Below are 25,914 nucleotides of genomic sequence, written 5' to 3' on the forward strand. Positions count from 1 at the left end.
TCCGCGCGGACGGCCCAGGTTTGCACGAATAGTTCACCGCTCTCAGCCGGGCGCCGAGCGGCTGAGCGACTCCCATGCTCGATACCCTTCGGAACGCGCCGCATACAGGTCGGCGACCTGATCGAAGGATGTGCCGCCCACGATCAGGCGACGCGGCGGATCCTCCAGTTCGACCAGTTTCATGATCACCGGCGCGGCCGAACTCGGCGCCGGGCCGGATTCGTCGCCCCACATCCGCGCGAGTTCTTCGCGCAGTGGTTCGTAGTGCGACAGGGCCTCGGTCGCGGTCGTCCCGGCGGTGAACAGGTCGGTGTCGTAGCCGCCCATCTCCAGGTTGGTGACCTTGATTCCGAAGGGTTCCACCTCCATCGCCAGCGCTTCGGTCAGCGAGGCCAGCACCGCCTTCCCGGCGCCGTAGTAGCCGACCGCGGCCATACCGCCCGCCGTGCCCATCGAGGTGACCTGGAGGATGCGGCCGTGCCCCTGCGCGCGCAGATGCGGCAGCACGGCCTGGACGACCCACACCGCGCCGAAGAAGTTCACATCCAGATGAGCGCGGATCTGGTCCTCGGTCGCCTCCTCGACCATGCCGTAGAGCATGACGCCCGCGTTGTTCACCACGATGTCGAGCTCGCCGACCAGCGCAACCGCCTGTTCGATTGCCTCGCATACGGCCCGGCGATCCGAGACGTCCACGCCGAGCGGAATCAGCCGATCCGTTTGTGCCGCAGCCAGTTCCCGTAACGGATCGATGTCGCGGGCGGCCGCGACAACTCGATCACCGGCACGCAAGGCGGCTTCGGTGAACGCCCGCCCCAGCCCACGGGAAGCACCGGTGATGAACCAGGTCTTACCGATGGTCATAGTCCACATCCTCTCACCATGAGACGGTCCGTCTCGTCTCGAGAGAGTGTGGGCGACGGGCGTCGCCTTGTCAACACGAACCGTCTCGTCTCGCAAGAACTGCTAGGGTCGACCGCGTGCCCGATACCGCGAAGTCCGAACCCGACCGCGCCCGGCGCAGCGAGAAGTCGCGGCAGGCGATTCTGGCGGCCACCCGCGCGTTGCTCTCCGAGGTCGGGTATCGGAAGGTCTCGATCGAGGCGATCGCCGCACGTGCGGGCGTCGGCAAACAGACGATCTATCGCTGGTGGCCGTCCAAGGGCGCGGTGATCTTCGAGTCCTTCCTCGACCTGAGCGAATCGGACGGGCAGGGCATCTCACTGCCGGACACCGGCGATATCGAGGCGGACCTGAAACTCGTGATGCGAGCGACGGTCGCCGAATTCGCCGATACGGAATTCGAGAAGCCCGTGCGGGCGCTCAACACCGAGATCATCAACGATCCGGAACTGGCCGCACAGTACGACCGGCAGTTGCGGCGTCCCGTCGACGACGCCAAGAAGGAACGGTTACGCAGCGCGCAGGCGGCGGGCCAGGTGCGCGCGGACGCCGACCTCGATCTGATGCTCGAAATGTTGTACGCCCCGCTGTATCAGCGGTGGCTGCTGCGGTACGGACCCCTCGACGACGCGTATGCCGATGCGCTGGTGGAGCTCACACTTCGCGCCTTCGGCCCTGAGTCACGAAACCGCCGGAGCGAGCGCTGATCCGCGGGCCGTACGCCGATATCGCCGTCAGTCCGGTGCGGCGGTGCGACCCTGCCCGAGGACGCCGATGACGGCGGCGAGCAACGTCAGTACGCAGCCGACGACGGTCAGCATCGACAGCCGGGTGCCCGTCGGCGCGACGACATCCAGTACCACCGAACCGATGAGCTGGCCGGACACCGAGGTCAGCCCGAACAGGAGCACCCCGATCCAGCGCACGATCAGCGCCGCCACCGCGATGAAGAAGACCCCGATCGCCCCGCCGAGATAGAGCCACGGTTCGGTGGGAAAGCCGGTGGGCCAACCGATCCGCGCGAGCTGCGCCGCCTCGACCACGAGCAGCCCCACGGTTCCGGTCGCGAAATTGATCGTCGTGGCCGGCACCGGCCCGCCGACGGTCGCCAGCCGCCCGTTGACCGCCTGCTGCCACGCCAGGCCGAGACCGGCCAGCGCGGGCAGCGCGATCAGCAGATAGGCCGCACCTCCACCGGAACCGGATACGCCGCCGGAGCGCCCCAGTGCGGCGACACAGACCGCACCGACCGCGAGTGCCGCCGCACCGAGTCGCACCGGCGTCACGGGCGTCACGCCGGCCGGTCCCACACCCAGCCGGTCCACGACGAGTCCGCTGGTCAATTGACCGGCGACCACGGCGATGGTGAAGGCGGTGACGCCGATCGTCGCCACGGACAAGCCTTGACACGCAACGAAGAACGCGCCGCACAGTCCGCCCAGCAGATGCCACCACCGCAGCCGGCCGGCGTGCACCGACCGGCGGATCGCGGCCAGGCCCGCGCGCAGTCGCCCGCTGAAACCGCTGACGACGAGGAGCAGGAGCAGCCCCGAGCCGAAACTGATGACGGCGGCGGCGATTCCGTCGTTCAGCCGATCGCCGAGATCGCCGTTGATTCGCGCCTGGACCGCCACACCGGCGCCGCAGCACAGGCCCAGCAGCACGCCGATCCAGCGCCGCACGTCGGTTCGTTCACGGACTGCGGTCATATCCGCCACGGTAGTTGGTCCGGACGAGCCGAAGCCGCGTCCCGGATCGCCCGGCGGAGCGGGTCAGCTCCGATGGTTCAGGCCCTCCGGGTCGAAACCGTTGTTGTCCACCGGAACCCAGCCCTTGGCGGCGAAATCCCGATCGGTCGTCCCGGCGCCGACCAGCCCGCGGTTGGAGTTCATATCGCTGATCAGCTCGGAGACCGGGTGCGAATCGCTGTAGTGATAGCCCTGGGCGAGCGCGAAGCCGAGTTCGGTCAGCACGGCCGCCTGATATTCGGTTTCCACACCCTCGGCGATCACCTGCAGATCCAGCGACTTGCTCAGCGCCGCAATCACTCCCAGCAGCGGCGGCGCGGGCGAATCGGATCGGATCGCGGCGACGAAGGACTGGTCGACCTTGAGGATGTCGCTGGGGATGGTGGCCAACCGGCTCAGCGAGGAGTAGCCGGTGCCGAAATCGTCGATGGCGATGCGAACGCCGCTGTCGCGCAATTGGTGGAGATTCGCGATGGCGGTTTGGGATTCGGCGGCCAGTTCGCTCTCGGTGACCTCGAGGACGAGCTGCTCGGCGGGCCAGCCGGTGTCGGCGAGGATGCCCGAGACCCGGTCGGCGTAGTTGGTCTCGGCCAATTCGAGACCGCTGACGTTGACGTTGAGGGTCAGATCGAGCTGTGCGAAGGTCTGCTGCAGCCGGGCCGCATCCGCACACGCACGCCGCAGGACCAGCTCGTCGAGGTCGGAGATCAGGTCGTATTCCTCGGCGACCCGGATCAGTCCCTCGGTGGTCACGTCGGGCTGGGCATTGGACGACCAGCGCAGCAGGGCCTCCACCCCGACCGCCTGGGCACCGTCCTCACCGAGGCTCACGATGGGCTGGTAGTGCACGTCCAACGCACCCGTATCGATGGCCTCGCGCAGTTCGACCGCCAACGGCAGCTGCCGCGACGATTCCAGCACCGTGCGATTGCGCCCGGCCTGCTTGGCCCGGTACAGGCCCACATCGGCGCGACTGACCAGCAGCGATCCGGATTCGCCGGGCTGCCAGGAGGTGACACCCGCCGAACATCCCGTGGTGACCGCGGCGCGCAGCTGTTCGGTCAGCAGGATCGCGGCCTGTTCGGTGGTGTTGGGCAACAGCAGCGCGAACGCGTCGCCGCCGTATCGGGCCAGCACCTGATCCGGGCCCAGCAGCTTCGACCAGGTGTCGCCGACGCGCTGCAGTACGGCATCGCCGGCGCGATGGCCGAGATGATCGTTGATCTTCTGGAACCGGTCCAGGTCCACCAGGACCAGAGCCAGCCCCTGACCGGTCCGCCCGGCATGTCCGATGGCGCTGTTGAGCGCGCGATCGAAACCGCGGCGGTTCAACAGCCCGGTGAGGGTGTCGATATCGGCATCGGAGGCCATCCGCGTGAGGATGCCGACCACGATGCCGACGCCGACCGTGATGCCGGCCGGGATGATGCCCGACCACCAGGGCAGACCCCGGGACGGCACCACCCACAGACACAGCACGACCGCGAACGCCACATGCGCCCCGGCGAGCCGCCAGGCGAAGAAGATCGCGGCATCGGCGGCGACGAAGACGTAGAAGGCGGCGAGCGTGATCGCGCCGACGGTGTTCGGGAACCAGTGCACGGCGATGGTGACCAGCACCGTCGCCACCGCGACATACCCGTGGTGCACCCAGTGCGGCTGGCGAGGCCCCCAGATCAGCAGGCTCACGCCGAGCAACAGCGCGACCAGGGCGGCCGAGCCGACCAGCGGGCGGTTGCCCTCGTTTCCCGGTGCGATGGCAGTGATCAGCAGGCCCAGGACCCCACCCATGACGTAGAACGCCCCGGTGGTCCGAGCCATGACCATTGCCGTCGCCAGCGCCGATGCCGCCCGAACCTGCGTGCGGGTATCGCCGCGAGACCCGAGTCCTCGCACGCCGTCCAGCCTAGACAACGCGGTGCATAGCAGTAGTGACAACCGCCGGATTCGAGGCCGAAGTCACCGCGGCCGCGCCGCGAACATCCCAGCGGCGCCGCGGCAACCGTCATCGCGGCGGTGTCGCGATCACTACCGCGGCGGCTCGAGCACCTCGCGGCCCACGAACGGGACCAGCGCGGCGGGCACCCGGACCGAGCCGTCGGCCTGCTGGTGATTTTCCAGCAACGCGACGATCCAGCGCGTGGTCGCCAGGGTGCCGTTGAGGGTCGCGGCGATCTGCGGCTTGCCGTTCTCGTCCCGGTAGCGCACCGACAGGCGGCGGGCCTGGAAGGTGGTGCAGTTCGAGGTCGAGGTGAGCTCGCGATAGGTCTGCTGGGTCGGCACCCAGGCCTCGCAGTCGAATTTGCGAGCGGCCGAGCTGCCGAGATCACCGCCTGCCACATCGATGACCCGATACGGGACCTCGATCGCGGCGAGCATCTCCTTCTCCCAGTTCAGCAGGCGGCGATGTTCGGCGTCGGCGTCCTCGGGCCGGCAGTAGACGAACATCTCGACCTTGTCGAACTGGTGCACGCGGATGATGCCGCGGGTGTCCTTGCCGTAGCTGCCGGCCTCGCGGCGGAAGCACGACGACCAGCCGGCATAGCGCTTCGGCCCGTCGCTCAGGTCGAGGATCTCGCCCGAGTGGTAGCCGGCCAGCGGCACCTCGGAGGTGCCGACCAGGTACAGATCGTCGTCGTCGAGGTGATAGACCTCGGCCGAATGCTGGCCCAGGAAGCCCGTTCCGGCCATGATCTCCGGGCGCACCAGCACCGGCGGGATCATCATGGTGAAACCGTTGGCGACCGCGCGCTGGGCGGCCAGTTGCAGCAGGCCCAGTTGCAGCAGGGCGCCGTAGCCGGTCAGGAAGTAGAAGCGGGCGCCCGAGACCTTGGCGCCACGTTCCATGTCGATCAGTCCGAGCGACTCGCCCAGGTCGAGATGATCGCGCGGCGAGAAGTCGAATTCGGTGGGCGTGCCCACTGTTTCGAGCAGAACGAAATCGTCCTCGCCGCCGGCGGGCGCGCCCTCCTGCACGACGTTCGAGATCGCGCGGTGGGCGGTGTCGAGTTCGGCGTCGGCGGCGTTCTCGGCGGCCTCGGCCTCCTTCACCTTCGCCGACAGCTCCTGCGCATGCGCCAGCAGCGTCGTGCGCTCCTCCGGGGACGCCTTGCCGACCTTCTTGCCCAGCGCCTTCTGCTCGGCGCGCAGGTTGTCCGCCGTCGCGACCGCGGCGCGGCGGGCGGCATCCGCCTCGAGCAGGGCGTCCACCAGCGCCGGGTCCTCACCGCGGGCACGCTGCGAGGCACGGACCGCTTCGGGATTCTCGCGCAGGAATCGGAGGTCGATCATGGGCAATCAGCCTAGTGGGAGGTGTCCACCGCATTTTCTGTGGATCCGGTGAAATCCGAACCGATCATGGCAGGCCTCGCGCGGGGCCTGCCATGATGGACGGCGATGTCCTCCGACGATGGGGCGCCAGCGGCGCCGGAACCGGGAAACGAAGAATCCGACATGCCTCGCCGCAGGCGTGCCGGGGCGAACCGTCGCCGCCCGTCGCCGGGCGCCGGGAAACGCTTCGGCCAGGACGGCAAGGCGCTGCATCCGCACCGGTTGCGATGGGGATTGCTCGCGGTCGCCGTCGGTGCCGTGGTGGCGGCGCTGGTGACGCTGTCCATCTCGGGGTTTCGCAGTTCGCACGGGCTGGAGGTGCACGATCCCGGTTCGGGCAAACCACCCGCCGGTCGCGCCGACGCCGCCTTCGGCGCCGCCAAGACCGGCGACTGCCTCACCTGGACCAGCACCAAAACCCTGGATCTGACCAAGGTCAACTGCGCCGACAAACATCTGTTCGAGGTCACCGCCGACATCGACCTGAGCAAATATCCGGGCCGCGAGTTCGGGCCGGGCTCGGCCTTCCCCGATTCGCTGCGCTTCGGCGAACTGCGCGACGAACACTGCGCATCGGCCGCGGCCGCCTATCTCGGCGGCCGGCTCGACCCCCGGGGGCGGTTCGTGGTCGGCATGGTCAACCCGGGCGAACCGGGCTGGCGCAACGGCGATCGGACCATCCGGTGCGGGTTGCAGTTGGTGAGCGCCACGGGCAGCGCGACACAGCAGACCGTCGGCCGGGTGCGTGACAGCGACCAGTCCCGCGTCTTCGATCCGGGCACCTGCATCGGCATCAATCAGAACCTGCCGACCAACGAGCCGGTGCCCTGCGGCCAGCCGCACGCCTACGAGGTGATGTCGACAGTGGATCTCGGCACCCACTTCACCGGCGGGCCGCCGGCGAACGCCGATCAGGACAAGTTCATGCAGGACGAATGTGCCCGCGCCGCAGGCGATTACCTCGGCGGTCAGGACGCGTTGATCAACAAGACGCTGACCATCTTCTGGGACAACCTCGACGCCCGCAGCTGGCTGGTCGGCAGCCACAAGCTGAATTGCCTGGTGGGCAAGGGCTCTCAGGACGGTTTCGCGACGATCACCGGCTCGGCCAAGGGCGATGTGCTGATCGACGGCCAGGCCCCGGTGCCGCCGCCGAGTTCCGGGCGTTCCACCCCGGCGCCGCTGCCGGGCGCGGCTCCCGCGCCGATTCCGCCGCAGCGCTGACGCCATGCCGGTGTCGATGTCGGAGAGCCGGTTCGAAGAACTGGTCGGCGATGCGCTGGATACGATTCCGGCCGCACTCACCCAGGCCATCGAGAACGTGGTGGTGCTGATCGAAGCCCGCAATCCCGATGATCCGCATCTGCTCGGGCTGTATCACGGCATCGCCCTGACCGACCGGGTGGACAGTCAGTACGGCGGCGCGCTACCGGACACCGTCACCATCTACCGCGACACGATTCTGGAAATGTGCGACGACGAACGGCAGGTCGTCGAAGAAGTGGCCATCACCGTGATCCATGAGATAGCTCACTATTTCGGCATTGACGAAGAACGACTGCATCAGCTGGGATGGGGCTAGTTTTTACACGCGTAGCGGGTAAAGTCGAATCGATTCGTGACTCGAGGGAACCGAACCGGGGGCCGTCGCGTCCAATCATCTCGTAGGGGGAATTCTCGTGGTTCCACCGACGGGTCTGCCGGATCCTCTGTGCCGGAACAGCACTGGGGGCCGGACAGCCTCGACACTTGCATAGCCGCCACAAGAAGGAGTTCGAGTCATGGTTGGTTTGCTCGGTGTACAGCCCGAAGTCGTTCTGGCGGCCTCGGCGGAACTCGATCTGCTCGCCGAACGTCTCACGGCCGCCACTGCTTTGAGCGGTCCGGCCACCCACGTCGTCCCCGCCGGCGCCGAAGAGGTCTCCGTCGCCGCGGCAACCCACCTGAACGAGGGCGCTCTCAGCCACGACCGCGCGGCCGCGCAGGCCATCCTCGAATTGCATCACGCGGCCGCGATCCTGCGTCAGCAGCTGGCCTCGTACATCGCCCAGGACGCGGTCAACGCGGCCGGCACCGCCGCCATTCAGTTCTGACCGGCGCCGATCCTTCACCACACCATTCGTTCAGGGGAGAGACAATGTCTGCAGGGATCACCGGAATCTACTGGCTGCCCCGGCTCGCCGAGGGCAACTCGAGTTTGCTGACGGCGGGTCCGCACGCCGTTCCGGCCGCTGCCGCGGCCACGGCCTGGGGCGGGCTGACGGCGGCTTGGGTCGACGCGACCGCGACCGTCACCCGGGTCATGGCCGAACTGGGTGTCGGCATGATCGGCCTCAACGGCGCCGTCGCACTGACCAAACTCGCCGGCTTCACCGGCTGGGCCGAACAGCAGGGCGTGCAGGCGGCGGCGATGGCGGCCAAGGCCTCAGCACACGCCACCGCCAATACCGTTGCCACGCTTGCCATGCCGAGCCTGCCGGAAATCGCCGCGGTGGATGCCGCGCGCGTGGCGGCGCATGCCCACGGCGGCGATCTGGACGGTAGCGCCGAGGCGGCCGAAGCCGCCAAGGCCGCACTGGATGTGCAGGCCGCGCTGGTCATGGACACCTATGAATCCACGGTCGAGGCCATGACGGCGACTCCGGCCGAATTCCTGACGCCGCCGCCGATCGCGGCCGGCGCCGGACTGGCCGACAGCGGCGCCGAGGCGGCTTCGCAGAACACAAGCAGCGACCCGGTGCAGACCGCCATCGGTGTGGCACAGGCGCTCGCGACCGATCCGGGCGTGGTCAGCGCCGCTACCCAGGCGGCCAATGTCGCCGGATCGGTGGCCTCGACGGGCGTGTCCACGGTGGGCAATGTGGCCGGTACCGCGATCGCCGCGGCCACCAGCCATGCCGCACCGGCCGCGAGCATGTCCCCGATGATGATGGGCGGCCTGGGTGGTGTCGCCGCCGCCGGTGGCGCCGCGGCCGCCACTCGTGCCGTGTCCTTCGGTGGAAGCACCGTCGGTATCGGCAACGGTGCCGGCACACTGCAGCTCCCCGAAGGCTGGGGCGCCGGCAATGTCATCGGTGGTCCGGCCGCGACCGCGCCGGTGGCGGAGTCGGCACCCGTCGCGCAGATGGGAGCACCGGCGCCGGCCCGCGCGAACAACGCCGCCGGTAACCCGCTGCTGGGTCGTCAGGTGGACAGCGACGACGACGAGGGCGAGCACCAGGGCAACGACTACCTGCGGGGTGAGCACTTCGCCGACGGCCGGGTCATCGCGCCCGGTGTCATCGGAGCGGACCCGGTCGTGGGAGCGCGCTAAGTGACCGTACTCGGCGACGGCCGCGGTCCGTCGATGCTCGAGTCCGTCGTGTTGTCGCTCGACGAGATGCAGTTTCTGCTCGAGAAACTGGAGATCGACGAGGTGCCGGTCGTGCTCAACGCGATGGGCCGCTACGACAACGTCGTCGACCACGACCGGGCGATGACCGCGGCCGCCGAATCGCTCACCGCGCGTGGGCTACTGGTCGACGACGTCGTCCATCACGACCTGGAAGACCGGCTGCGCGGGCTGTACCGCCCGCACTGGGTGATCTCGATGCGCTGGTACGTCGGCGACCGGGTGAACCGATTCTGCCTCGCCAAGGGCGACAACCTCGACGTCGTCGCCCTGCGCGGGCCGAATTCCTACACCATCGACGAGGCCGGACACGACCTGCCGGACACGATCATGGCGGCGCTGGGTCCGGCGGAGGCGCTCGAGCTCAGCGGAATGAACGTCCTGACCGAGGAACTCAAGCCGATTCTCGGTGATGCCGGGGATGCCGCGACCACCGCGCAGCGCCTGGGCCGGGTGGGGCGGCCGCCCCGCGACGCGCAGGCGCTGGCCTCGGCACTGGTCGAAATCCATTCGCACGCGTCGATCGTCGGTGTGGTCTACAACGATGCCAGCCGCGACATCTCCGACGGGATGATCGCGGTGTACAACACCCGCAACGGGCGGTTCATCGGGGTCACCACCCGCTCCGACGACGAGGTCATGTGGACCTCGCTGGCAAGTGGGACACCGGGCCGGTTGCGGACCGCGATCAAGGACCTCATCGAAAAGCTTCCGCTGCGTGAGGATTTCAAGCCGACGACGCCCGGAGTCGGCTAACCCATCGGATCGTCGGCCTTCGGTTCGACCTTGTATCCGAACGGCGGGGTGTAGCGGCCCCAGCGGACACAGGTCCAACCGCCGTCGGCGGTCGGGGCCAGTTCGATGGTCTCGGTGTTGTCCAGGTGGTTGTTGGTCGTGAACGGCGGTGCGACGCCGGTGAGTTCACGGGCCGCCAGTCGCATCGCGGCGCCGTGACTGACCAGCAACACGTCGCGCGAATCCGAGCCGGGAAGCAGATAGTCGTCCCGAACCTGTTCCAGCACGGGCAGATACCGCTCGAGGACCTCCTCGCCGGATTCGCCGCCCGGCAGCCGCGTATTCAGCTCACCCAGGTGCCAGGACCGGTATACCCGCTGGAATTCCCGGTGCGCTGCTTCGGAATTCTGTCCCTCCAGCTCGCCGACCTGTACCTCGTACACGCCGTCGACCACCTCGGCCGCCACACCGGTCACCGATTCGATATGGCCGGCGGTCTGCTGGGCACGCAGCGCCACCGAGGAGTACAACCGCACCGGTGGCACCGCCAACCGCGCGGCGAACGATTTGGCTTGAGCCACACCGCGTTCGGTGAGCGGTAAACCGGGGACGCGGGTATCCAGAAGTTTCGCTATATTGCCCTCGGTCTCGCCGTGGCGGACCAGCACCAACCTGCCGGAACCGCGGACGGGTTCGCGGGTCGCACCGGTTTCACTCATGAGGCGTCCACCCCCTTTTTCACATCGTCCAACCAGGCCGACGCCGGCTCGTCGGCGGGCGGCGGCGAACCGCTCGGTGAACTCGCCGGCCAGGAGCCCAGATAGCGGATCCGCCCGGCGGTCCGGTGCAGCGCCTTCAGGGCCTCGGCGACGGCGGTGTCATCGATATGGCCGACACAATCCAGATAGAAGCGATAGGTACCCATTCCGGTGCGAGTCGGCCGGGATTCGATCCGGGTCAGATCGACACCGCGAGTGGCGAATTCGGCGAAAACCCGCATCAGCGAACCGGGTTCGTTCGCCAACTCGAGCACCACCAGCGAGGTGCGGTCGGCGCCGGTGCGGGCCGGCGCCTCGCGCGGCGGAGTGACCAGCACGAAACGGGTGATGGCCTGGTCGTGGTCGGCGACACCGGTGGCCAGTTCGACGAGGTTCAGCCGCTGACCGGCCAGCGTGGTCGAGACCGCGGCGTCGGCATGGCCGGCCACGACATCCTCGGCCGCGGCCGCGTTGGAGGCCGAGGTGTACAGCGATGCCTGCGGCATCCGATCCGCCAGCCACAACCGCACCTGCGCGGCCGCCACCGGATAGGCGGCGAGCGTGCGCACCCGCGACAGCTCCATACCGGGTTTCGCCACGATCGTGAACGCCACGTCGAGCTCGGTTTCGGCGATGATCTGCAGCCGTGGGCCCACCGCGAGGGCGTCCAGGGTCGCCGAGATGGAACCTTCGACCGAGCTCTCGATCGGCACCACCGCGCCGTCGGCCGCACCGGACCGGACCATCTCGAGCGCCGCGCCCTGACTGGGCGCGGCTATCCGCTCGACCGGCTCGTCGAAGGCCCCGTCCGATTCGAGTCGGGCCAGGGCCATCTCGGTGAACGTTCCGGACGGTCCGAAATAGGCGATACGCGGCACGGATACGACATTACTGGCAGTTGGCTGCGCGCTCGCCGTTTGTGCGTGCCCGCGGGTAACAGCCCAGGTCGCGGCGGGAAGCGCTCAGGGCGTCAGCACCCGCAGCGCCGCCGTCACCGACTCCACCTGTTCGGTTTCGACGGCCAGGAGCACCTCACGCAGTGCCTGGACGGCCGGAGCGGACAGGCCGCGGAGAAAGTCGATATCGGGGCTGGTCAGTGCGGTCCGGATATTCTCGCCGCACAACGCGGCCACCGTGGCGGCGACGATCGCCACCGCACGCTCGCCGGAGGCGGTCGCGGCGACGAATCCGGTATCGGAATGTGCCACTCCGACCAGAAATTCGGCGACACGCTCATCGGGCAGCGTCAGGTCGAGCACCGGCGCCTGGGGTTTCGCCGACGGCGGCCGGACCAAGCCGTCCACCAGATCGGACGGGCCCGTGGTGGGGACGCTCAGCGACAGCAGAACGGGTTCGGAGGCGGGCGTCGAGTCGTGCGGCACATTTCCACCGTAGCGAGCGCAATGCTTGCGCAACGCGGGACGGTGACTTAGCTTAGGTTTACCTAATTATCCTGTCGCCGTCCCTGTTCGTCACTGGAGGTCTGTATGCGCCGCACGATCACGTCCGCCGCTCCATCCGCCGCGGAGCGGATCCGCAGTGCGTGCGCCCATGCCGAGAGTTCCGTCCTGGCTCTACCCGGCACCGATCCGATTCCCACGACCGTGCATCATCTGCGCGCGTGCGGTGATGTGGTCGTCGCCGTCGCGCGCGATTCGGCGGCGGTGGCGGCCGCGGCGGCCGAGGTCGGTTCGCCGGGTGTGCTGGAGTTGACCGACCACGCACCCCTGGCGTTGCGCGAGCCCGTGCGCGCGCTGGTCTGGTTGCGCGGGCGGGTGCGGGCGGTACCCGGTCATGCCCAGCGCGCCATGGCATCTCAGGTCGCGAGCGAATATCCGCATCCCGGTCTGCTCGATGTGGGTCACACCAGCACCTTGCTGCGAGTGGTGCTGGAATCGGCCGTCGTCGCCGATTCCACCGGCGCCGAATCGGTCTGCCCACACGATCTGCGCAGCGCCGACGCCGACCCGTTCCGGGAGCTGGAGGCGGCCTGGCTGCAGCATATGGATTCCGATCACGCGGACGTGATCGCCCGGCTGGCCCGCCATCTGCCGGTCCGGCTGCGCGGTGGTTCGGTGCGGCCGCTGGCGATCGACCGCTATGGCGTCACGCTGCGGGTCGAGGGACCCGACACCGATCACGACGTGCGACTCCCCTTCCACGCACCGGTGGACGACGTGCAGTCGCTGAGCCGCGCGGTGCGAATCCTCGCCGGCTGCCCCTTCTTCGACCGCATGCACGGCTCCGATCGCTCCGCGTGAGAGCACGGCCGGATATCCGGCACGCGGCGAAGCACCCCTAGATTGTTCCTATGGTTCCGGGTGATCGTGTGGCAGCTACCTGGCCCGATCCCGCTGCGGAGCGCGACCGGTTCGCGGTCCGGGTGGAGATCGCGATCGTCCTGGTCGTCACCTTCGGGACGAGCGGGGCCGGTGCGGCTCTGTCGCTGCTGGAAAGCGCGCTGGCGCCGGGCGGAATCGGCGGTCAGCAGGTCGCGCTGAATCCGTCGCGGGCCGCGCAGTCGACGATCGATCTGCTGTTTCAGCTGTTGAGCGTCGCGCGACTGGCCGGCTGGGGTGCGCTGGGCCTGTATCTGTTGTGGCGCAGCGGAATCGGTCCGCGGCTCGTCGGCCTGGCGCGCCTCCGGTGGCGTGGTGACGTGGTCCCCGGCCTCGTCCTCGCCGTGGTGATCGGTCTGCCCGGACTGGGGCTGTATCTGGCCGCCCATGCGCTGGGGCTCAGCGTGACGATCGTGCCCAGTTCACTGCACGACCACTGGTGGCGGTTGCCGGTGCTGGTGCTCTCGGCGGTCGCGAATGCCGTGGCCGAGGAGATCGTCGTCGTCGGATATCTGATCAGCCGGCTGCGCACGCTCGGGTGGTCGGAGAACCGATCACTGGCCGCGTCGGCGCTCCTGCGTGGCAGTTATCACCTGTATCAGGGGCTGGGCGGCGGCCTCGGCAACCTGGTGATGGGGCTGATCTTCGGCCGGTACTGGCAGCGGACGGGACGGCTGTGGCCTCTCATCCTGGCTCACGCGACGATCGATTCGGTTGCCTACATCGGCTACACCGCACTGCACGGCCACGTCTCCTGGCTGCCGTGAGACCACGCCGACCTGCGGGAATCAGCCACGTTCACCCCCGCGGACGCATTGTGCCGACCGGCACAACGCCCCGGTCAGTACCATCTCGGTGGTGAACGGCGACGACCCCCAGCAGTATCCGCGGACCCGCCGGGTGCCGCCGCCGGCGGGCCCGGACGGTCGGCGCATGCCGCCGCCGGATCGGCGCGGGCACGATCCGCGCGTTGTGCCAGGTTCCGGACGGCCGATGCCGCCCGGCTCGGGCCGCCCGCCGAATTCGGGTCGTCCCCCCGGCTCGGGCCGTCCGCTGCCGCCGGGATCGGGGCATCCGCCCGGGCGCCCGCCGATCGAACCGACCCAGGTCATGCGCCGCGACGGCAACAATCCGCCGCTGGCCTGGTCGCAGGCGCCGAGTAGTCCGGCCCGGCCGCGCGGTAACCCGCCGCCCTACGAACCCGGCGGCGAACCGCCTGCCCATGCTCCGACGCAGCGCCCGGTTCCCTACCGGGAACCACCGCCGCCGCCCCCGGCACGGCCCCGCCGCACCGAACGGCCGCCGCGCGAACCACGAGCGCCGCGGGCCCGCCGGAAACGGCATTGGGGCAGGTGGCTGCTGATTCTGCTGCTCGTCATCATCCTGCTGCCGGTCGCCGGGGTGATCTATCTGGATCATTCACTGCACCGCATCGACGCCCTGTCCCCCTATCCCGACCGGGTCGCGCAGACGGCCGGCAGCAACTGGCTGCTGACCGGATCCGACACCCGCGTCGGTCTGACACCGGAACAGGAGAAGGAACTGTCGACCGGCGACAGCGCCGACGCCGGTGGTGAACGCAGCGACACCATCATGCTCGTGCACATCCCGAAATCCGGTGCGCCCACCGTGGTGAGCCTGCCGCGTGACTCGTATGTGAGCATTCCGGGTGTCGGCAAGGACAAACTCAACGCCGCATTCGCCGCGGGCGGGCCGAAATTGCTGGTACAGACGGTCGAGAATGCGACCGGCCTGCGTATCGATCATTTCGCCGAGATCGGCTTCGGCGGTTTCGCGGGCATGGTCGATTCGCTCGGTGGCATCGATATGTGCCTGCCCGATGCGATCGACGATCCGAAGGCCGGCATCGACCTTCCGGCCGGATGTCAGCATCTGTCCGGCGCTCAGGCGCTCGGCTTCGTGCGCACCCGTGCCACCCCGCGGGCGGATCTGGACCGCATGAACAATCAGCGGCTGTTCCTCTCCGCGCTGCTGGAGAAGGCCACCAGCGCCGGGACACTCGCCAATCCGCTGAAGGTATGGCCGCTGGCCCGCGATGTGGCGTCTTCACTGCAGGTCGACAAGGGAGATCACATCTGGGATCTCGGCCGGTTGGGCTGGGCGCTGCACGGAAAGACGATTGCCACCACCGTGCCGATCGGCGGCTTCACCGACGAGTCGGGCTCGGGCAACGTACTGCTGTGGGACCGGGATCGGGCGAGCCGATTCTTCGACGCGCTGGCGCACGACCGGACGATCCCGGACGATCTGCTCACCCGGTAGCGTCGAGGGCATGTCCGGTACCGGCCCCTTCCCCGAACTCCTGCGCGCGCAGATACGGCACGAATTCACCGCCTCGCAGCAATATCTCGCGGCCGCCGTCTATTTCGACGCGCAGCGGCTGCCGCAACTGGCACGTATTTGCTATGTGGGCGCGGAGGACAAACGCGCCCACGCCTTGCGAATGGTGCAGTATCTGCTCGACCGGGATGTCGCCGTGACGGTCACGGGGACCGACGAGGTGCGCTCGGAATTCGAATCGCCCTCGGCCATCGTGGAATTCCTGCTGGCTCGCGAACGGGAGCTCACCGATCGCATCACCACACTGACCCGGACCGCCCGGGACGCGGGGGATTATCTCGGCGAACAGTTCATCCGCTGGTTCCTCGAAGATCAGCTCGAAGAGGTGGCGCGACTCACCACCCTGGCCGCGGTCTGCGAGCGCGCGGCCGGCAATTTGTTCGACATCGAGGAGTTCGTGGCGCGTGAGATTCGGGCCACACGCACGCCCGATGCCTCCGCTCCGAAACCCGCGGGAAGCGCGCGGCGATGACAGGCTGCTAAGGCAACACTTGCCTCATTAAGGGTGTACTTGGATGACAGCCGAACTTGACCAGCACTAATGTCGGGCCCATGTCCAGCCACCCCGATTCCTCGCACAGCAAATTTCACGCCCTGCTCCACGATCAGATCCGGCATGAATTCAATGCCGAGCACCAGTACATCGCGATCGCGGTGTGGTTCGACAACGCCGATCTGCCGGTTCTGGCAAAGCACTTCTATGCCCAGGCCATCGAGGAACGCAATCACGCGATGATGATCGTGCAGTATTTCCTCGATCGGGACATGAGCGTGGAACTGTCCGGAGTCGATGCCGCGCGGTCGCAATTCGAGAATGCGCGCGAGCCCATTCAATTGGCGCTGCAGCAGGAAAAGACCGTCACCGAGCAGATCATCCAGCTGGCCAGTACCGCCCGCGAGGAGGGCGACTACCTGGGCGAGCAGTTCATGCAGTGGTTCCTCAAGGAACAGGTCGAAGAGGTGGCGCGGATGACCACGCTGCTCACCGTCGCGGATCGGGCCGGATCGAATCTGTTCGATCTCGAGTACTTCGTCTCCCGAGAGATGAGCGGTCCGAGCGATGCCTCGGGGGCGCCTTCGGCGGCCGGCGGAAACATCTGACGCGAGAGCAGTCGCGAATCGATGAACTCGGCCCGCCGTCCGGCGGGCCGAGTTCGTCGTAGGTAACCGATGCGAAAAGCTTGTTCCGCAGTGGGTTTAGCTAGCGCAGCGTGACCTGGCGCGAACGAAGTCCGTCGCGCGAGCGCCGCTCCTCGGAGCTCATCGGGGCATCGGAGGCCAGCGCCTCGGCCAGGCGAGCGCCGAATTCGTTTGCGGGAGTGACCCATTCGCTCGGGTGGCGTTCGCGATCCAGATCGAAGACCGGCACCAGCAGGCCGTGCGTGCGGAACGAGCCCGCGAATCGGGAACCCTCGCCCAGATGCAGTCCGCCCGCGGCGTGCACGCGCGCGAGGGCCAGCATCAGGGCATCCTCGTCCTCGGGCCGGACCCAGCGCAGATGCGCCTTCTCGCCGGCGTCGACCCACCACGCCGCACCCACGGATTCGGCGCCCAGGGCCAGCCGGTCCGACGGCATGATCGCCTGATCGGCCTGGTCGATGGTCGCCGCGACCTGCGGATCCGGCGTGACGCCCTCCGGGACCCACCACTGGAAGTTCTGGTGGACGGTCAGATCCAGATTCGCCTTCGGGTCGATCACCTCGGTCAGCGGGGGCACCGCGTCCTGAGCGGCCTCGCTTGCCGCGGTGAGTGATTCGCCGGGTTCGGCGGCCTGCGTCCACAGAATCGCGGCGGCCAGATCGGCGGCCGGATTCTCCGACTGGAACTGCACCTGCGCACCGACGAAACCGGTCGGCTCGTCACCGGCGCGGACCAGGGCGGCGACGGCGCCGGGTAGCACGGTGGCCAGTGTCACCGGGCGCTCGGCGGAGACGCCCGCGGCCAGTTCCAGGGTCGCGGTCGCCGACGGAACGAACTCGCGGAGTGCGACCAGGTCGCATTCGGCGGCCAGCCCGGCGAAGGGGCGCGTCACGGCCGAGGCGGCCTGCTGTTGCGCCGCACGACGTTCGGCGAGGCGCTGAGCCCGATTACTGTCGGGCTTTGGAGTATTGCGCTTCTTCTTACCCACGAACGCAGAACCTACAGGTTCCCACGGCCACCGCCACGCAGGGGCGCACCGAATCTGCCACGCAGGGGCGCACCGATTCCGCGGTCCGTGGCGGATCGAGTCGGCCCACACACTCGGCCGAGTGGATCAGATCCCGTCCAGGACGTTCTTGGTCCGGCCGGGATGATTCGTCGCGACCCAGCTGACGCCCAGCTCCGCACACAATTCGACGTCCTGAGGATCGTCGACGGTCCAGCAGTAGGTGGCGCGTCCGGCGGCCGCGGCCTTGTCGACCAGTTCGGGATGTTCGCGCAGGGTTTTCACCGACGGACCGACCGCCGTGGCACCCACCGTCGTGGCGGCGCTGCCGCCCAGATAGCGCGAGGATTCGCCGAGCAGCACGGTCGGAAGCAGCGGCGCGGCACGGCGGATGCGCCAGACCGCGGTGGCGGCGAACGACATGACGACCGCCCGGGAATGGTCGGCCGAGGCCGGCGTGGCGATGCCGAAGCGCTGCAGTTCGGCCAGCACCTTGTTCTCCACCAGCGCGCCGTAGCGGACCGGGTGCTTGGTCTCGATGAACAGTTTGGTCGGCCGGCTGCGCCAGTCCAGTACCAGCGTGATCAGCTCGCTCAGCGTCAGCACGGGTGCGGGGCTGCCGTCACCGCCGAAGTCGAGTTCGCGCAGCTCGTCGAGGGTCATCTCACTGACCAGGCCGGTGCCGGACGAGGTGCGGTCCACGGTGCGGTCGTGCACACAGACCAGGTGACCGTCACGGGTCAGCCGGACATCGCATTCGACACCGTCGGCGCCCTCCTCCAATGCCAGCTCGTAGGCGGCGAGGGTGTGTTCGGGTCGGGTCCCCGACGCACCCCGGTGCGCGACCACGAACGGTGCGCGATTGCCCTGGCTCACTTGGCCATGACCTCCTCCTGTTCGACGCGCTCCGCTTCGGCGTGCTCGGCTTCGGTGTTCCGTGCTTCGATGTGGTCGCCGGACGCCCGGTCGCCGCTGTCCGCCGTCGCGACCGGATGGACGGGCTCGATCACCGGCACCGCCGGACCGGTCGCGGGCAACCAGCGCTTGGGCATCCGGATCCGGCCACGCAGATCACGACCCTCGCACATCCGCAGCACCCACAGCGACAGCACCGTCGCCGCGACCGCGACCACATCGGTGTACACCGTGAAGATCACACCGTCGGCTTGGCCCTGCAGCGTATCGGCCGTGCGCCAGAACAGCGACGCAATCACCATCACACCGTTGAGAACCCAGACACACCACCAGATCCGCACCGCGCGCAACGTTCGTGGATCACCGCCCAGTTCACGGGCCAGTTCGGTGAGGAAAACGCCCGGCCAGACCAGATTGACCACCGGAATGAGCCCGCCGCACAGCAGCGCCCGCAGGGAGCGGGGATCGCGGCGGCCGTTGTCGGCATAGGCGCTGCGGCGAGCGCGGACCAGCCAGCCGGTCAGGCCCACCGCGGTGACCAACGCGCAGATCAGCGCGGCGACCGAGGTCGCGTAGACGGTGAGGTCGGAGAAGAACAGCAGCAGCGGCTGGATCAGCCGCGTGCGGTTGCGCAGCAGAATCAGATAGCGGCCGAATTCGGCGACCGCCGACAGTCCGAACAGGATGACTGTGGCCAGCAGCAGACCGGCGACCCGTTCGGTCAGCCAGTGCAGGACGGCCTGGACCCGGTTCTGCGGCGCGGCGACGACATGCGGTGGCCGATCCCGCAGTCCCCAACGCGGAATCTCGGTGTAGCGCGGGGTGGCCGGATCGATCGCGGGCGCCGGACGCGGACGTTCGCCCCGCGGTCCGCGCCCCGGCGGGCGGGCCACCCAGCGGTAGTTACGCCGTTCCGGCGGGGCGTCGACGGGCGCCGGTGACAGCAGCACGCCGCGACAGCGCGGGCACCAGTGCATGGGCGTGCCGTGCACCGCCCAGCGGGCGCCGCACCGGGCGCAGGGTTGCACGACCGTACTCACCGGGCTGCTCCCCCTTCCATCCAGTCGACCTTCATCATCGGGTGTGCTGTTGCGCTCGTGGTATTCGACGGCTCGTCAGTAGATCTTCGCCTCGTGGTCGCCCAGGGCGCTCAGTGGGCGTCCGGCCTGCTGCCAGGCGACCATGCCGCCGACGACCTGGTAGGCCTCGAATCCCACGTACGCCAGATACTTGGCGACCTCGATCGAGCGCCCGCCCTGCCGGCAGACCACGTAGATGTCGGCGTCGTAGTCCAGTTCGTCGAGGCGTGCGGGTACGTCGATCATCGGGATGTGCAGCGCGCCCGGCGCGTGGCCGAGTTGCCATTCGTCGGTCTCGCGGACATCGAGCAGGATCGCGGACGGTGCGCCGGCGCCGGATCCGGCAGCCGCCGACGGTGCGGCGTCGAATTCGGCAGGCAGATCCTGGACCGGCACCGAGGGGATTTCGGAGCTCGTCACAATGGACGATCCTGCCATGTCCCCCGGATCGGCGGGGAGACCCGGCAGTCGATCGCCTGGGTGAACTCCAGGTTTGTTCCGGCCGTCGATACCGTGCCGCACACCCTGGGCAATCCGACCTGTGTATATCTCACCCCCAGTTATCCACATAATCCACAACCTCATCCACAGGTTGCGACTTGCGAGACCGGTCGGTTCGCATCAACCGATTCGGGAAAACGGAACGGGGGCCGCTCCGGGACTCCCCTCCTCGTCCCGGAGCGGCCCCCGCCGCCGCCTGCGGGTCTCTGCGCTGGTCAACGGCGTGCGACCGGCCGCTACGAGAACCCGACACATACTTGGACGGGCGGCCTGACCGATCGGTTCCCTCGTCTTCCGAAAAAAACGACAACACTAGCGAGAAACCGAAATACCGAGCTTGACGGCGGGTGATCGGTAGCCTGACGCTATGGACGCGAGCAGGGCGTTACTCGACGGATTGGATACGGCCGGGCTCAACACCGCACTCGCCGAGGCGACCTGTCTCGGACTCGTGGTCGACGCCGCGGACGAACGACTTCGAATCGAACTGGAGGTGCTCACCCTCCCCGGTGACGGGCAGCCCGCCGACGGCCGGGTGTCGCTCACACTGTCCGGGGTCAGCCGGGTCGCGGCATCCCTGCGCCGGCAGCGCTGGGACGATCTGGAACCGCGCATCTTCCCCCTCACCCTCGACACCCTCGGGGATGCCATCGCCGGATTCGGCGGCGGCGCCCTGCACGGCTGGGATTTCATCGACGTCGACGACAGCGGCTGGGCGCTGTGGCGCGAGCTGCTGAGCTTCGACACGACGATCAGCGATCGGATCCCGCTCCACGTCCTGGAGTTCTCCCAGCAGGAGGGCACCGATCCCCGCGAACTGGATGTGCGGGTCTGGTTCGAGGACGTCACCATCGAGACCGCCGACGGAAGTCTGATCGGTCTGGACGACTTCGCGGCCGGCGCGCGGCGCTGGTGGAAGGCGCACGACTCGTGCGATCCGCGCACGATGCTGCCCGACGTCGCACCGCCGATGTAGGCGTGGATCGCACCGCCGAAGTGGCGGAACCCCGTCCCGCGATCCACGCACGAATGTGCGCCGACATGCGTTCAGCGTGAATAAATCTCCGAGCCGGGGCATACCTCGGGCGGGTCCCCCCGGATCCTGGCCGCGCAGTCGATTTCGGGCCGTGGGAATCTAGGGTGGACCGGACCCGGTTGCATCGAGCGGGTGTACGAATGAAGGTTGGTGTGCTCGACAAGACCGGGTACACGCGCCGACATCATGAGGAAGGGACATCGTGGCTGAGTACACGCTGCCAGATCTGGATTACGACTACGGCGCCTTGGAGCCTCACATCTCCGGGCAGATCAACGAGATTCACCACTCGAAGCATCACGCCGCATACGTCGCCGGCGTCAACACCGCGCTCGAGAAGCTGGAAGCCGCGCGCGAGGCCGAGGACCACGGCGCGATCTTCCTGTACGAGAAGAACCTGGCCTTCCACCTCGGTGGTCACGTGAACCACTCGATCTGGTGGAAGAACCTGTCCCCCAACGGCGGCGACAAGCCGGTCGGGGACCTGGCCGCCGCGATCGACGACCAGTTCGGTTCGTTCGACAAGTTCCGCGCGCAGTTCACCGCGGCCGCGAACGGCCTGCAGGGATCGGGCTGGGCCGTGCTGGGTTACGACACCCTCGGCCAGAAGCTGCTGACCTTCCAGCTGTACGACCAGCAGGCCAACGTGCCGCTCGGCATCATCCCGCTGCTGCAGGTCGACATGTGGGAGCACGCCTTCTACCTGCAGTACAAGAACGTCAAGGCCGACTACGTGAAGGCGTTCTGGAACGTCGTCAACTGGGCCGATGTGCAGGAGCGCTTCGCCAAGGCCGTCGCCCAGGGCAAGGGCCTCATCTTCGGCTGATCCGCCTCTCCGCGTACTCAGGCCATACCGGTCGGGTATGGCCTGAGTGGCGTTGAGGGTTGGTGTTTCGGCCGTGTTACCTGCGATTTAGCACTCTCTGGTACTTGTGTGCCAGACATTGTTCGAGTCATTCTCGGGTACTCCTATCGCACGATAGGTCGAGGACGGGCTCGCTCACCGCGGAGCCGCCCCCGTTGACAGTTCGGGAGGCATCCGATGCGTACGAACAATCCGGTCGGGGTCACGCCGTTCCAGGCCCGCGGCCTCCTGCGTGGCTTCGTGATCTCCGGGCGCTGGCCCGATACGACCAAGGAATGGGCGCAACTGCTGGCGCTCGCGGTGCGGGTGGCGAGTCTGCCCGGCTTACTGACGACCACCACGGTCTTCGGCGCGCGCGAAGAACTGCCCGACGACCCGCAGCCCGGCACCGTCGGACTGGTGGTGGCCGAGGGGCCGGTATTGGGCGAGGAGGCGATCGAGCCGGGGCGCTTCGCCGAACATGTGCCGCCCGCGCTGATGATGTTGCATCCGCCCTCGGAGACGAATCCGTCGCTGCCCGAATGTGCCGGCGCCGCGTCGGGATGCGTTCTGCTGCCGGGCGTTCCGCATCTGGGTCTGGCGCACCGGGCGGCATGGGTGGAGGCCGAACTCGACGGCACGGTCACCTCGATGGTCAGCCGCGTGGGCGTGGACCCCATCTCGGATCCCGATACCGCGGTGCTGGCCATGCTGCTCGCCGCTTGAGGTCCACGGCGCCTCGGCACCCGCCACACGGACATCCGAACGAGGTCCCCAGCCGCGGCGAAACCCCTTCGACGGGTAACCGAAACTTTTCGGCCGCGTCGCCAAACTTATTGTGCGCATTGCGTTTTCGGCAACAGCGAGTTGGCAGCCGCGCGAAGGTGAGGGTAGGCTGACAGACAGCGAAGGGGAGTAGCCCGCAATCGCATGGTCGACATACTGATCCGCTGAACGGATCCGGCCATCCGAACCGGTTTCCGGTGGGCGAGACCTTCGGCCGACGACAGACGTTCATGCGGCGTGGTCGGCTGAGGGCGCCCGTCTTCGGCCGATACGCCGGAGACCTGGGAGCCGATGATGATCGCCGCGATACTACTGAGCTTCGGCGTGCTCTTCGTCGCCGAACTCGGCGATAAATCGCAGCTGATGGCCTTGACCTTCGCTCTGCGCTACCGCTGGTGGATCGTGCTGGGCGGTATCACCGTCGCGAGCGTGCTGGTGAATGTGATCGCCGTCGGTGTCGGACATTTCCTCGGAGCGGCCCTGCCCACCGAATTGATCGCCCTCTGCACCGCCGTCATCCTGCTGGCCGTCGGCGTGTGGACGCTGTGGGCGGCCCGCCACGAGGAACCCGATCCCGACGAACCCGAGACCACCGGTCCCGCCTCCCCCGGCCGCGCCTTCCTCATCGTGATCTCGTCGTTCCTGCTCGCCGAACTCGGCGACCGCACCATGTTCGCCACCATCGCGCTGGCCTCCAACCACAACTGGGTGGCGGTCTGGGCGGGTTCGGTCGCGGGCATGGTCGCCGCCGGCGGTCTCGCCATCGCGATCGGCATCACGGTCGGCAAGCACATTCCGGAACGAGCGGTCGCCGTCGCCTCCGGCCTGCTGTTCCTCTACATCGGTGCCGCCACCCTGCTCGGCGCGATAGCACCGGACCTGGGCAAACTCGGCGAATACTCGCTCGCGGCGGTGGTGCCACTGCTCGGCGGCGCACTCTGGGGCCTGCTCGGGCGGCCGGAGCGCCGCGACGAGGAGCCGGCGGAAACGCATTCACTGCACGGACGCTGAGCCGCCCGGTCCGGTTAACTCCGACAGATCGCGGGCCAGCCGGACCGCGGCCTCGCGCAGTTCCGGCGGCTCTATGACCTCGACCTCGAAACCCAGGCGAACGATACGCACCGCGAGCCAGTCCAGGTCGTCACCGGCCACCACCAGTACCGACCAGCCCTCCCGATCGTCTTCGATGCGGCCGACCTGAGGCGGAATCAGGTCGCGCACCCGGGCGGCCTCGGCGTGCACGCGGATTCGGGCGAGGTAGCGGTACGGCGCCTCGGCCACCGATCGCTGGACGTAGCCGACCGGGTCCGGATGCTCGCGCGGGCGGAAACGCCAGGTCGTGGCCTGCACCTCGCGCATGCGGTCGAGGCGGAAGGTGCGCCAGTCGTCGCGATCCACATCGCGTGCCATCAGATACCAGCGCCGGCCTGTGGTGACCATGCGGACCGGTTCGACGGTGCGTTCACCGGCGACACCGTTGCGGCCGGCGTAGTGGAAGCGGACCCGGACCGCGTCGCGGCAGGCCCGGGCGAGGGTCATCAGCACCTCCGCGTCGATCTCGATGCCGGGCCCCGCCATGGTCGCGGTCGCGTCGTGTACCGCCCGCACCTCGGCCCGCAATCTGGGCGGCATCACCTGATCGAGCTTCGTCAGCGCCCGCAGCGCCGCCTCGCCCGCGCCGGCGACGGTTCCTCCGGTGGCCAGGCGCAGCGACACCGCCGTCGCGATGGCCTCCTCGTCGTCGAACAGCAGCGGCGGCAGCCGCGTACCCGCGCCGAGTTGATATCCCCCGCCGACACCGGCCGTGGCCTGGACGGGATATCCGATCGCGCGCAGCCGCTCGACGTCGCGGCGCACCGAACGATCGGTGACGCCCAGCTCGGCGGCCAGTTCCGCGGCCGTCCACGACGGCCGGCGTTGCAGCAGGGCCAGCAGCCGCAACACCCGTTCCGTGGTCGCCTCGGCGGTCATTCGCTCATGGTGGCACAGATCGCGGAAGGAAACTGTCCGCTATTCGCGCGAAGCTGTGCCCATGACCGACTGGAACACGCTGCTGCGCGAGCAGATCGACTGGCACTGGACCCACCAGCTCCGGCCCCGGCTCGACGGGCTCACCGACGACGAGTACTTCTGGGAGCCCGTCCCCGGCTGCTGGAATCTGCACCCGCGCGGCTCCGGCAGCGCACCGATCCAGGGCGGTTCGGGCGCGATGACCATCGACTTCGCCTTCCCGCCGCCGGAGCCGGCGCCGTTCACGACGATCGCCTGGCGGCTGGGCCACGTGATCGTCGGCGTCCTCGCCGTGCGCAACGCCGCACATTTCGGGCGCGCGGCCACCGACTACCATTCGTTCGAGTACGCCGAGACCGCGAAAGACGCACTCGCCCAGCTGGATTCGGAATATGCCACCTGGCTGGGCGGCATCGGATCGCTGGGCGAGGACGGCCTCGACCGTCAATGCGGGGCGGCCGAAGGGCCCTATGCCGAATTGCCGCTCTCGGCACTGGTTTTGCACATCAATCGTGAACTGATCCACCATCTGGCGGAGGTATGCCTGCTGCGCGACCTCTACCTGCATCGACACCGACAGGAGGCGAGCTGATGGCCCGCGATGTCCAGATCACCTTCGACTGCGGTGATCCCGCGACCTTGGCCGCGTTCTGGGCCGACGCCCTCGGCTATCGGCTCCAGGATCCACCGCCCGGATTCCGGACCTGGGACGAGGCGCTGGCGGCCATGAATGTGCCGCCGGAACGGCGCAACGACGCATCGGCTCTGATCGACCCCGAGGGTGCCGGTCCGCGGCTGTTCTTCCAGCGGGTGCCCGAGGGCAAACAGGCCAAGAATCGCGTGCATCTGGACGTGCGGGCGGCTCCGGGCCTGAGCGGCGACGACCGGATGGCGGCCTTGGAGGCCGAGGCGCAGCGGCTGGTATCCCGCGGCGCGACCAGGTTGCAGCGCTACGAACCCGCTCCCCCGCTGGGCAACGGGCACATCGTGATGGCCGATCCGGAGGGCAACGAATTCTGCCTCGACTGAGCC

The 25,914-nt window shown here is 68.3% G+C and carries 29 protein-coding genes; 17 read left to right on the forward strand and 12 right to left on the reverse strand.

Annotated features, from left to right (window positions below):
- Positions 1 to 42: 42 nt before the first annotated feature.
- Positions 43 to 864: an SDR family NAD(P)-dependent oxidoreductase gene (locus tag NA3_RS22575; RefSeq protein WP_062965614.1), complete on the reverse strand. Its 822-nt coding sequence runs from the start codon at positions 862 to 864 to the stop codon at positions 43 to 45.
- A 116-nt stretch (positions 865 to 980) separates the two neighbouring features.
- Between NA3_RS22575 and NA3_RS22580 the strand changes: the two genes are divergently transcribed.
- Positions 981 to 1,610 carry a TetR/AcrR family transcriptional regulator gene (locus NA3_RS22580; RefSeq protein WP_062965615.1) on the forward strand — a complete coding sequence of 210 codons (630 nt, stop codon included), beginning with the start codon at positions 981 to 983 and terminating at the stop codon, positions 1,608 to 1,610.
- Between the two features lie 27 nt (positions 1,611 to 1,637).
- Here the strand turns inward: NA3_RS22580 and NA3_RS22585 are convergent, their stop codons facing one another.
- The 3 genes from NA3_RS22585 to serS form a co-directional block, all read right to left on the reverse strand.
- Entirely contained in the window at positions 1,638 to 2,612 is a 975-nt protein-coding gene (locus NA3_RS22585; RefSeq protein ID WP_062965616.1) for a DMT family transporter, read from the reverse strand.
- A gap of 63 nt (positions 2,613 to 2,675) precedes the next feature.
- Entirely contained in the window at positions 2,676 to 4,547 is a 1,872-nt protein-coding gene (locus tag NA3_RS22590) for a putative bifunctional diguanylate cyclase/phosphodiesterase (protein WP_227995416.1), read from the reverse strand.
- A gap of 132 nt (positions 4,548 to 4,679) precedes the next feature.
- Entirely contained in the window at positions 4,680 to 5,942 is a 1,263-nt protein-coding gene (gene serS / locus NA3_RS22595; RefSeq protein ID WP_062965618.1) for a serine--tRNA ligase, read from the reverse strand.
- Positions 5,943 to 6,047: 105 nt separating this feature from the next.
- Here serS and NA3_RS22600 point away from each other — a divergent pair, with 105 nt between their 5' ends.
- From NA3_RS22600 to NA3_RS22620, 5 genes are all read left to right on the forward strand, one after another.
- Positions 6,048 to 7,205 carry a septum formation family protein gene (locus NA3_RS22600; RefSeq protein WP_062965619.1) on the forward strand — a complete coding sequence of 386 codons (1,158 nt, stop codon included), beginning with the start codon at positions 6,048 to 6,050 and terminating at the stop codon, positions 7,203 to 7,205.
- Positions 7,206 to 7,209: 4 nt separating this feature from the next.
- Positions 7,210 to 7,563 carry a metallopeptidase family protein gene (locus NA3_RS22605; RefSeq protein ID WP_062965620.1) on the forward strand — a complete coding sequence of 118 codons (354 nt, stop codon included), beginning with the start codon at positions 7,210 to 7,212 and terminating at the stop codon, positions 7,561 to 7,563.
- A gap of 199 nt (positions 7,564 to 7,762) precedes the next feature.
- Positions 7,763 to 8,074 (forward strand): PE family protein, encoded by a 312-nt coding sequence (locus tag NA3_RS22610; RefSeq protein WP_030516766.1) that lies wholly within the window; start codon positions 7,763 to 7,765, stop codon positions 8,072 to 8,074.
- Between the two features lie 44 nt (positions 8,075 to 8,118).
- A complete protein-coding gene (locus NA3_RS22615; protein ID WP_062965621.1) occupies positions 8,119 to 9,294 on the forward strand; it encodes a PPE domain-containing protein in 1,176 nt (391 codons plus the stop codon).
- The gene (locus NA3_RS22620) at positions 9,295 to 10,128 is read left to right on the forward strand and encodes an ESX secretion-associated protein EspG (protein WP_062965622.1); all 834 of its coding nucleotides are present in this window, start codon (positions 9,295 to 9,297) and stop codon (positions 10,126 to 10,128) included.
- Here NA3_RS22620 and NA3_RS22625 read toward each other — a convergent pair.
- The 3 genes from NA3_RS22625 to NA3_RS22635 form a co-directional block, all read right to left on the reverse strand.
- A complete protein-coding gene (locus NA3_RS22625; protein WP_062965623.1) occupies positions 10,125 to 10,826 on the reverse strand; it encodes a histidine phosphatase family protein in 702 nt (233 codons plus the stop codon). The genes NA3_RS22620 and NA3_RS22625 overlap by 4 nt on opposite strands.
- Positions 10,823 to 11,743 (reverse strand): prephenate dehydratase, encoded by a 921-nt coding sequence (gene pheA, locus NA3_RS22630; protein ID WP_062965624.1) that lies wholly within the window; start codon positions 11,741 to 11,743, stop codon positions 10,823 to 10,825. The genes NA3_RS22625 and pheA overlap by 4 nt, the downstream gene beginning before the upstream one ends.
- 84 nt (positions 11,744 to 11,827) lie before the next feature.
- On the reverse strand, positions 11,828 to 12,247 hold the full coding sequence (locus NA3_RS22635; protein ID WP_062965625.1) for a hypothetical protein: 420 nt from the start codon (positions 12,245 to 12,247) through the stop codon (positions 11,828 to 11,830).
- 105 nt (positions 12,248 to 12,352) lie between these two features.
- Between NA3_RS22635 and NA3_RS22640 the strand changes: the two genes are divergently transcribed.
- From NA3_RS22640 to NA3_RS22660, 5 genes are all read left to right on the forward strand, one after another.
- A complete protein-coding gene (locus NA3_RS22640) occupies positions 12,353 to 13,126 on the forward strand; it encodes a DUF2470 domain-containing protein (protein WP_062965626.1) in 774 nt (257 codons plus the stop codon).
- A 68-nt stretch (positions 13,127 to 13,194) separates the two neighbouring features.
- On the forward strand, positions 13,195 to 13,971 hold the full coding sequence (locus NA3_RS22645) for a CPBP family intramembrane glutamic endopeptidase (protein ID WP_227995417.1): 777 nt from the start codon (positions 13,195 to 13,197) through the stop codon (positions 13,969 to 13,971).
- Positions 13,972 to 14,062: 91 nt separating this feature from the next.
- Positions 14,063 to 15,487, forward strand: a complete 1,425-nt coding sequence (locus tag NA3_RS22650; RefSeq protein ID WP_372464260.1) for an LCP family protein — start codon at positions 14,063 to 14,065, stop codon at positions 15,485 to 15,487.
- A gap of 10 nt (positions 15,488 to 15,497) precedes the next feature.
- The gene (locus NA3_RS22655) at positions 15,498 to 16,037 is read left to right on the forward strand and encodes a ferritin (protein ID WP_062965628.1); all 540 of its coding nucleotides are present in this window, start codon (positions 15,498 to 15,500) and stop codon (positions 16,035 to 16,037) included.
- A gap of 80 nt (positions 16,038 to 16,117) precedes the next feature.
- Positions 16,118 to 16,666 (forward strand): ferritin, encoded by a 549-nt coding sequence (locus NA3_RS22660; protein ID WP_062965629.1) that lies wholly within the window; start codon positions 16,118 to 16,120, stop codon positions 16,664 to 16,666.
- Positions 16,667 to 16,766: 100 nt separating this feature from the next.
- On the opposite strand, the gene NA3_RS22665 is transcribed toward NA3_RS22660, so the two are convergent.
- The 4 genes from NA3_RS22665 to NA3_RS22680 all read right to left on the reverse strand — a co-directional run bounded on the left by NA3_RS22665 (position 16,767) and on the right by NA3_RS22680 (position 20,125).
- The gene (locus NA3_RS22665) at positions 16,767 to 17,693 is read right to left on the reverse strand and encodes a DUF5926 family protein (RefSeq protein WP_062965630.1); all 927 of its coding nucleotides are present in this window, start codon (positions 17,691 to 17,693) and stop codon (positions 16,767 to 16,769) included.
- A gap of 126 nt (positions 17,694 to 17,819) precedes the next feature.
- Positions 17,820 to 18,587 (reverse strand): glycerophosphodiester phosphodiesterase, encoded by a 768-nt coding sequence (locus tag NA3_RS22670; RefSeq protein WP_062965631.1) that lies wholly within the window; start codon positions 18,585 to 18,587, stop codon positions 17,820 to 17,822.
- Positions 18,584 to 19,666 carry a DUF4328 domain-containing protein gene (locus NA3_RS22675; RefSeq protein WP_227995419.1) on the reverse strand — a complete coding sequence of 361 codons (1,083 nt, stop codon included), beginning with the start codon at positions 19,664 to 19,666 and terminating at the stop codon, positions 18,584 to 18,586. Before NA3_RS22675 ends, NA3_RS22670 begins: the two co-directional genes overlap by 4 nt.
- A gap of 75 nt (positions 19,667 to 19,741) precedes the next feature.
- Positions 19,742 to 20,125 (reverse strand): rhodanese-like domain-containing protein, encoded by a 384-nt coding sequence (locus NA3_RS22680; protein WP_227995420.1) that lies wholly within the window; start codon positions 20,123 to 20,125, stop codon positions 19,742 to 19,744.
- Positions 20,126 to 20,573: 448 nt separating this feature from the next.
- On the opposite strand from NA3_RS22680, the gene NA3_RS22685 reads away from it, so the two are divergent.
- From NA3_RS22685 to NA3_RS22700, 4 genes are all read left to right on the forward strand, one after another.
- A complete protein-coding gene (locus NA3_RS22685; protein ID WP_062965632.1) occupies positions 20,574 to 21,182 on the forward strand; it encodes a hypothetical protein in 609 nt (202 codons plus the stop codon).
- A gap of 262 nt (positions 21,183 to 21,444) precedes the next feature.
- Positions 21,445 to 22,068, forward strand: a complete 624-nt coding sequence (locus tag NA3_RS22690; protein ID WP_062965633.1) for a superoxide dismutase — start codon at positions 21,445 to 21,447, stop codon at positions 22,066 to 22,068.
- A 216-nt stretch (positions 22,069 to 22,284) separates the two neighbouring features.
- A complete protein-coding gene (locus tag NA3_RS22695) occupies positions 22,285 to 22,812 on the forward strand; it encodes a hypothetical protein (protein ID WP_062965634.1) in 528 nt (175 codons plus the stop codon).
- Between the two features lie 351 nt (positions 22,813 to 23,163).
- The gene (locus NA3_RS22700; RefSeq protein WP_062965635.1) at positions 23,164 to 23,883 is read left to right on the forward strand and encodes a TMEM165/GDT1 family protein; all 720 of its coding nucleotides are present in this window, start codon (positions 23,164 to 23,166) and stop codon (positions 23,881 to 23,883) included.
- On the opposite strand, the gene NA3_RS22705 is transcribed toward NA3_RS22700, so the two are convergent.
- Positions 23,866 to 24,843, reverse strand: a complete 978-nt coding sequence (locus tag NA3_RS22705; RefSeq protein WP_062965636.1) for a helix-turn-helix transcriptional regulator — start codon at positions 24,841 to 24,843, stop codon at positions 23,866 to 23,868. The two genes, NA3_RS22700 and NA3_RS22705, sit on opposite strands and share 18 nt — an antisense overlap.
- Positions 24,844 to 24,904: 61 nt before the next feature.
- Between NA3_RS22705 and NA3_RS22710 the strand changes: the two genes are divergently transcribed.
- Positions 24,905 to 25,474 carry a DinB family protein gene (locus tag NA3_RS22710; protein WP_062965637.1) on the forward strand — a complete coding sequence of 190 codons (570 nt, stop codon included), beginning with the start codon at positions 24,905 to 24,907 and terminating at the stop codon, positions 25,472 to 25,474.
- Positions 25,474 to 25,911 (forward strand): VOC family protein, encoded by a 438-nt coding sequence (locus NA3_RS22715; protein ID WP_062965638.1) that lies wholly within the window; start codon positions 25,474 to 25,476, stop codon positions 25,909 to 25,911. The genes NA3_RS22710 and NA3_RS22715 overlap by 1 nt, the downstream gene beginning before the upstream one ends.
- Positions 25,912 to 25,914 lie beyond the last annotated feature (3 nt).

It is taken from the genome of Nocardia africana NBRC 100379 (assembly GCF_001612635.1).
Classification (GTDB): domain Bacteria; phylum Actinomycetota; class Actinomycetes; order Mycobacteriales; family Mycobacteriaceae; genus Nocardia; species Nocardia africana.

Bases quoted from the DNA above. Each gene is read 5' to 3' on its own strand.
- NA3_RS22610 (WP_030516766.1), top strand. From the start codon at position 7,763: ATGGTTGGTTTGCTCGGTGTACAGCCCGAAGTCGTTCTGGCGGCCTCG.
- serS (WP_062965618.1), bottom strand. From the start codon at position 5,942: ATGATCGACCTCCGATTCCTGCGCGAGAATCCCGAAGCGGTCCGTGCC.
- NA3_RS22615 (WP_062965621.1), top strand. From the start codon at position 8,119: ATGTCTGCAGGGATCACCGGAATCTACTGGCTGCCCCGGCTCGCCGAG.
- NA3_RS22700 (WP_062965635.1), top strand. From the start codon at position 23,164: ATGATGATCGCCGCGATACTACTGAGCTTCGGCGTGCTCTTCGTCGCC.
- NA3_RS22660 (WP_062965629.1), top strand. From the start codon at position 16,118: ATGTCCAGCCACCCCGATTCCTCGCACAGCAAATTTCACGCCCTGCTC.
- NA3_RS22695 (WP_062965634.1), top strand. From the start codon at position 22,285: ATGCGTACGAACAATCCGGTCGGGGTCACGCCGTTCCAGGCCCGCGGC.
- NA3_RS22655 (WP_062965628.1), top strand. From the start codon at position 15,498: ATGTCCGGTACCGGCCCCTTCCCCGAACTCCTGCGCGCGCAGATACGG.
- NA3_RS22710 (WP_062965637.1), top strand. From the start codon at position 24,905: ATGACCGACTGGAACACGCTGCTGCGCGAGCAGATCGACTGGCACTGG.
- NA3_RS22600 (WP_062965619.1), top strand. From the start codon at position 6,048: ATGTCCTCCGACGATGGGGCGCCAGCGGCGCCGGAACCGGGAAACGAA.
- NA3_RS22585 (WP_062965616.1), bottom strand. From the start codon at position 2,612: ATGACCGCAGTCCGTGAACGAACCGACGTGCGGCGCTGGATCGGCGTG.
- NA3_RS22575 (WP_062965614.1), bottom strand. From the start codon at position 864: ATGACCATCGGTAAGACCTGGTTCATCACCGGTGCTTCCCGTGGGCTG.
- NA3_RS22715 (WP_062965638.1), top strand. From the start codon at position 25,474: ATGGCCCGCGATGTCCAGATCACCTTCGACTGCGGTGATCCCGCGACC.
- NA3_RS22640 (WP_062965626.1), top strand. From the start codon at position 12,353: ATGCGCCGCACGATCACGTCCGCCGCTCCATCCGCCGCGGAGCGGATC.
- NA3_RS22685 (WP_062965632.1), top strand. From the start codon at position 20,574: ATGGACGCGAGCAGGGCGTTACTCGACGGATTGGATACGGCCGGGCTC.
- NA3_RS22705 (WP_062965636.1), bottom strand. From the start codon at position 24,843: ATGACCGCCGAGGCGACCACGGAACGGGTGTTGCGGCTGCTGGCCCTG.
- NA3_RS22625 (WP_062965623.1), bottom strand. From the start codon at position 10,826: ATGAGTGAAACCGGTGCGACCCGCGAACCCGTCCGCGGTTCCGGCAGG.
- NA3_RS22605 (WP_062965620.1), top strand. From the start codon at position 7,210: ATGCCGGTGTCGATGTCGGAGAGCCGGTTCGAAGAACTGGTCGGCGAT.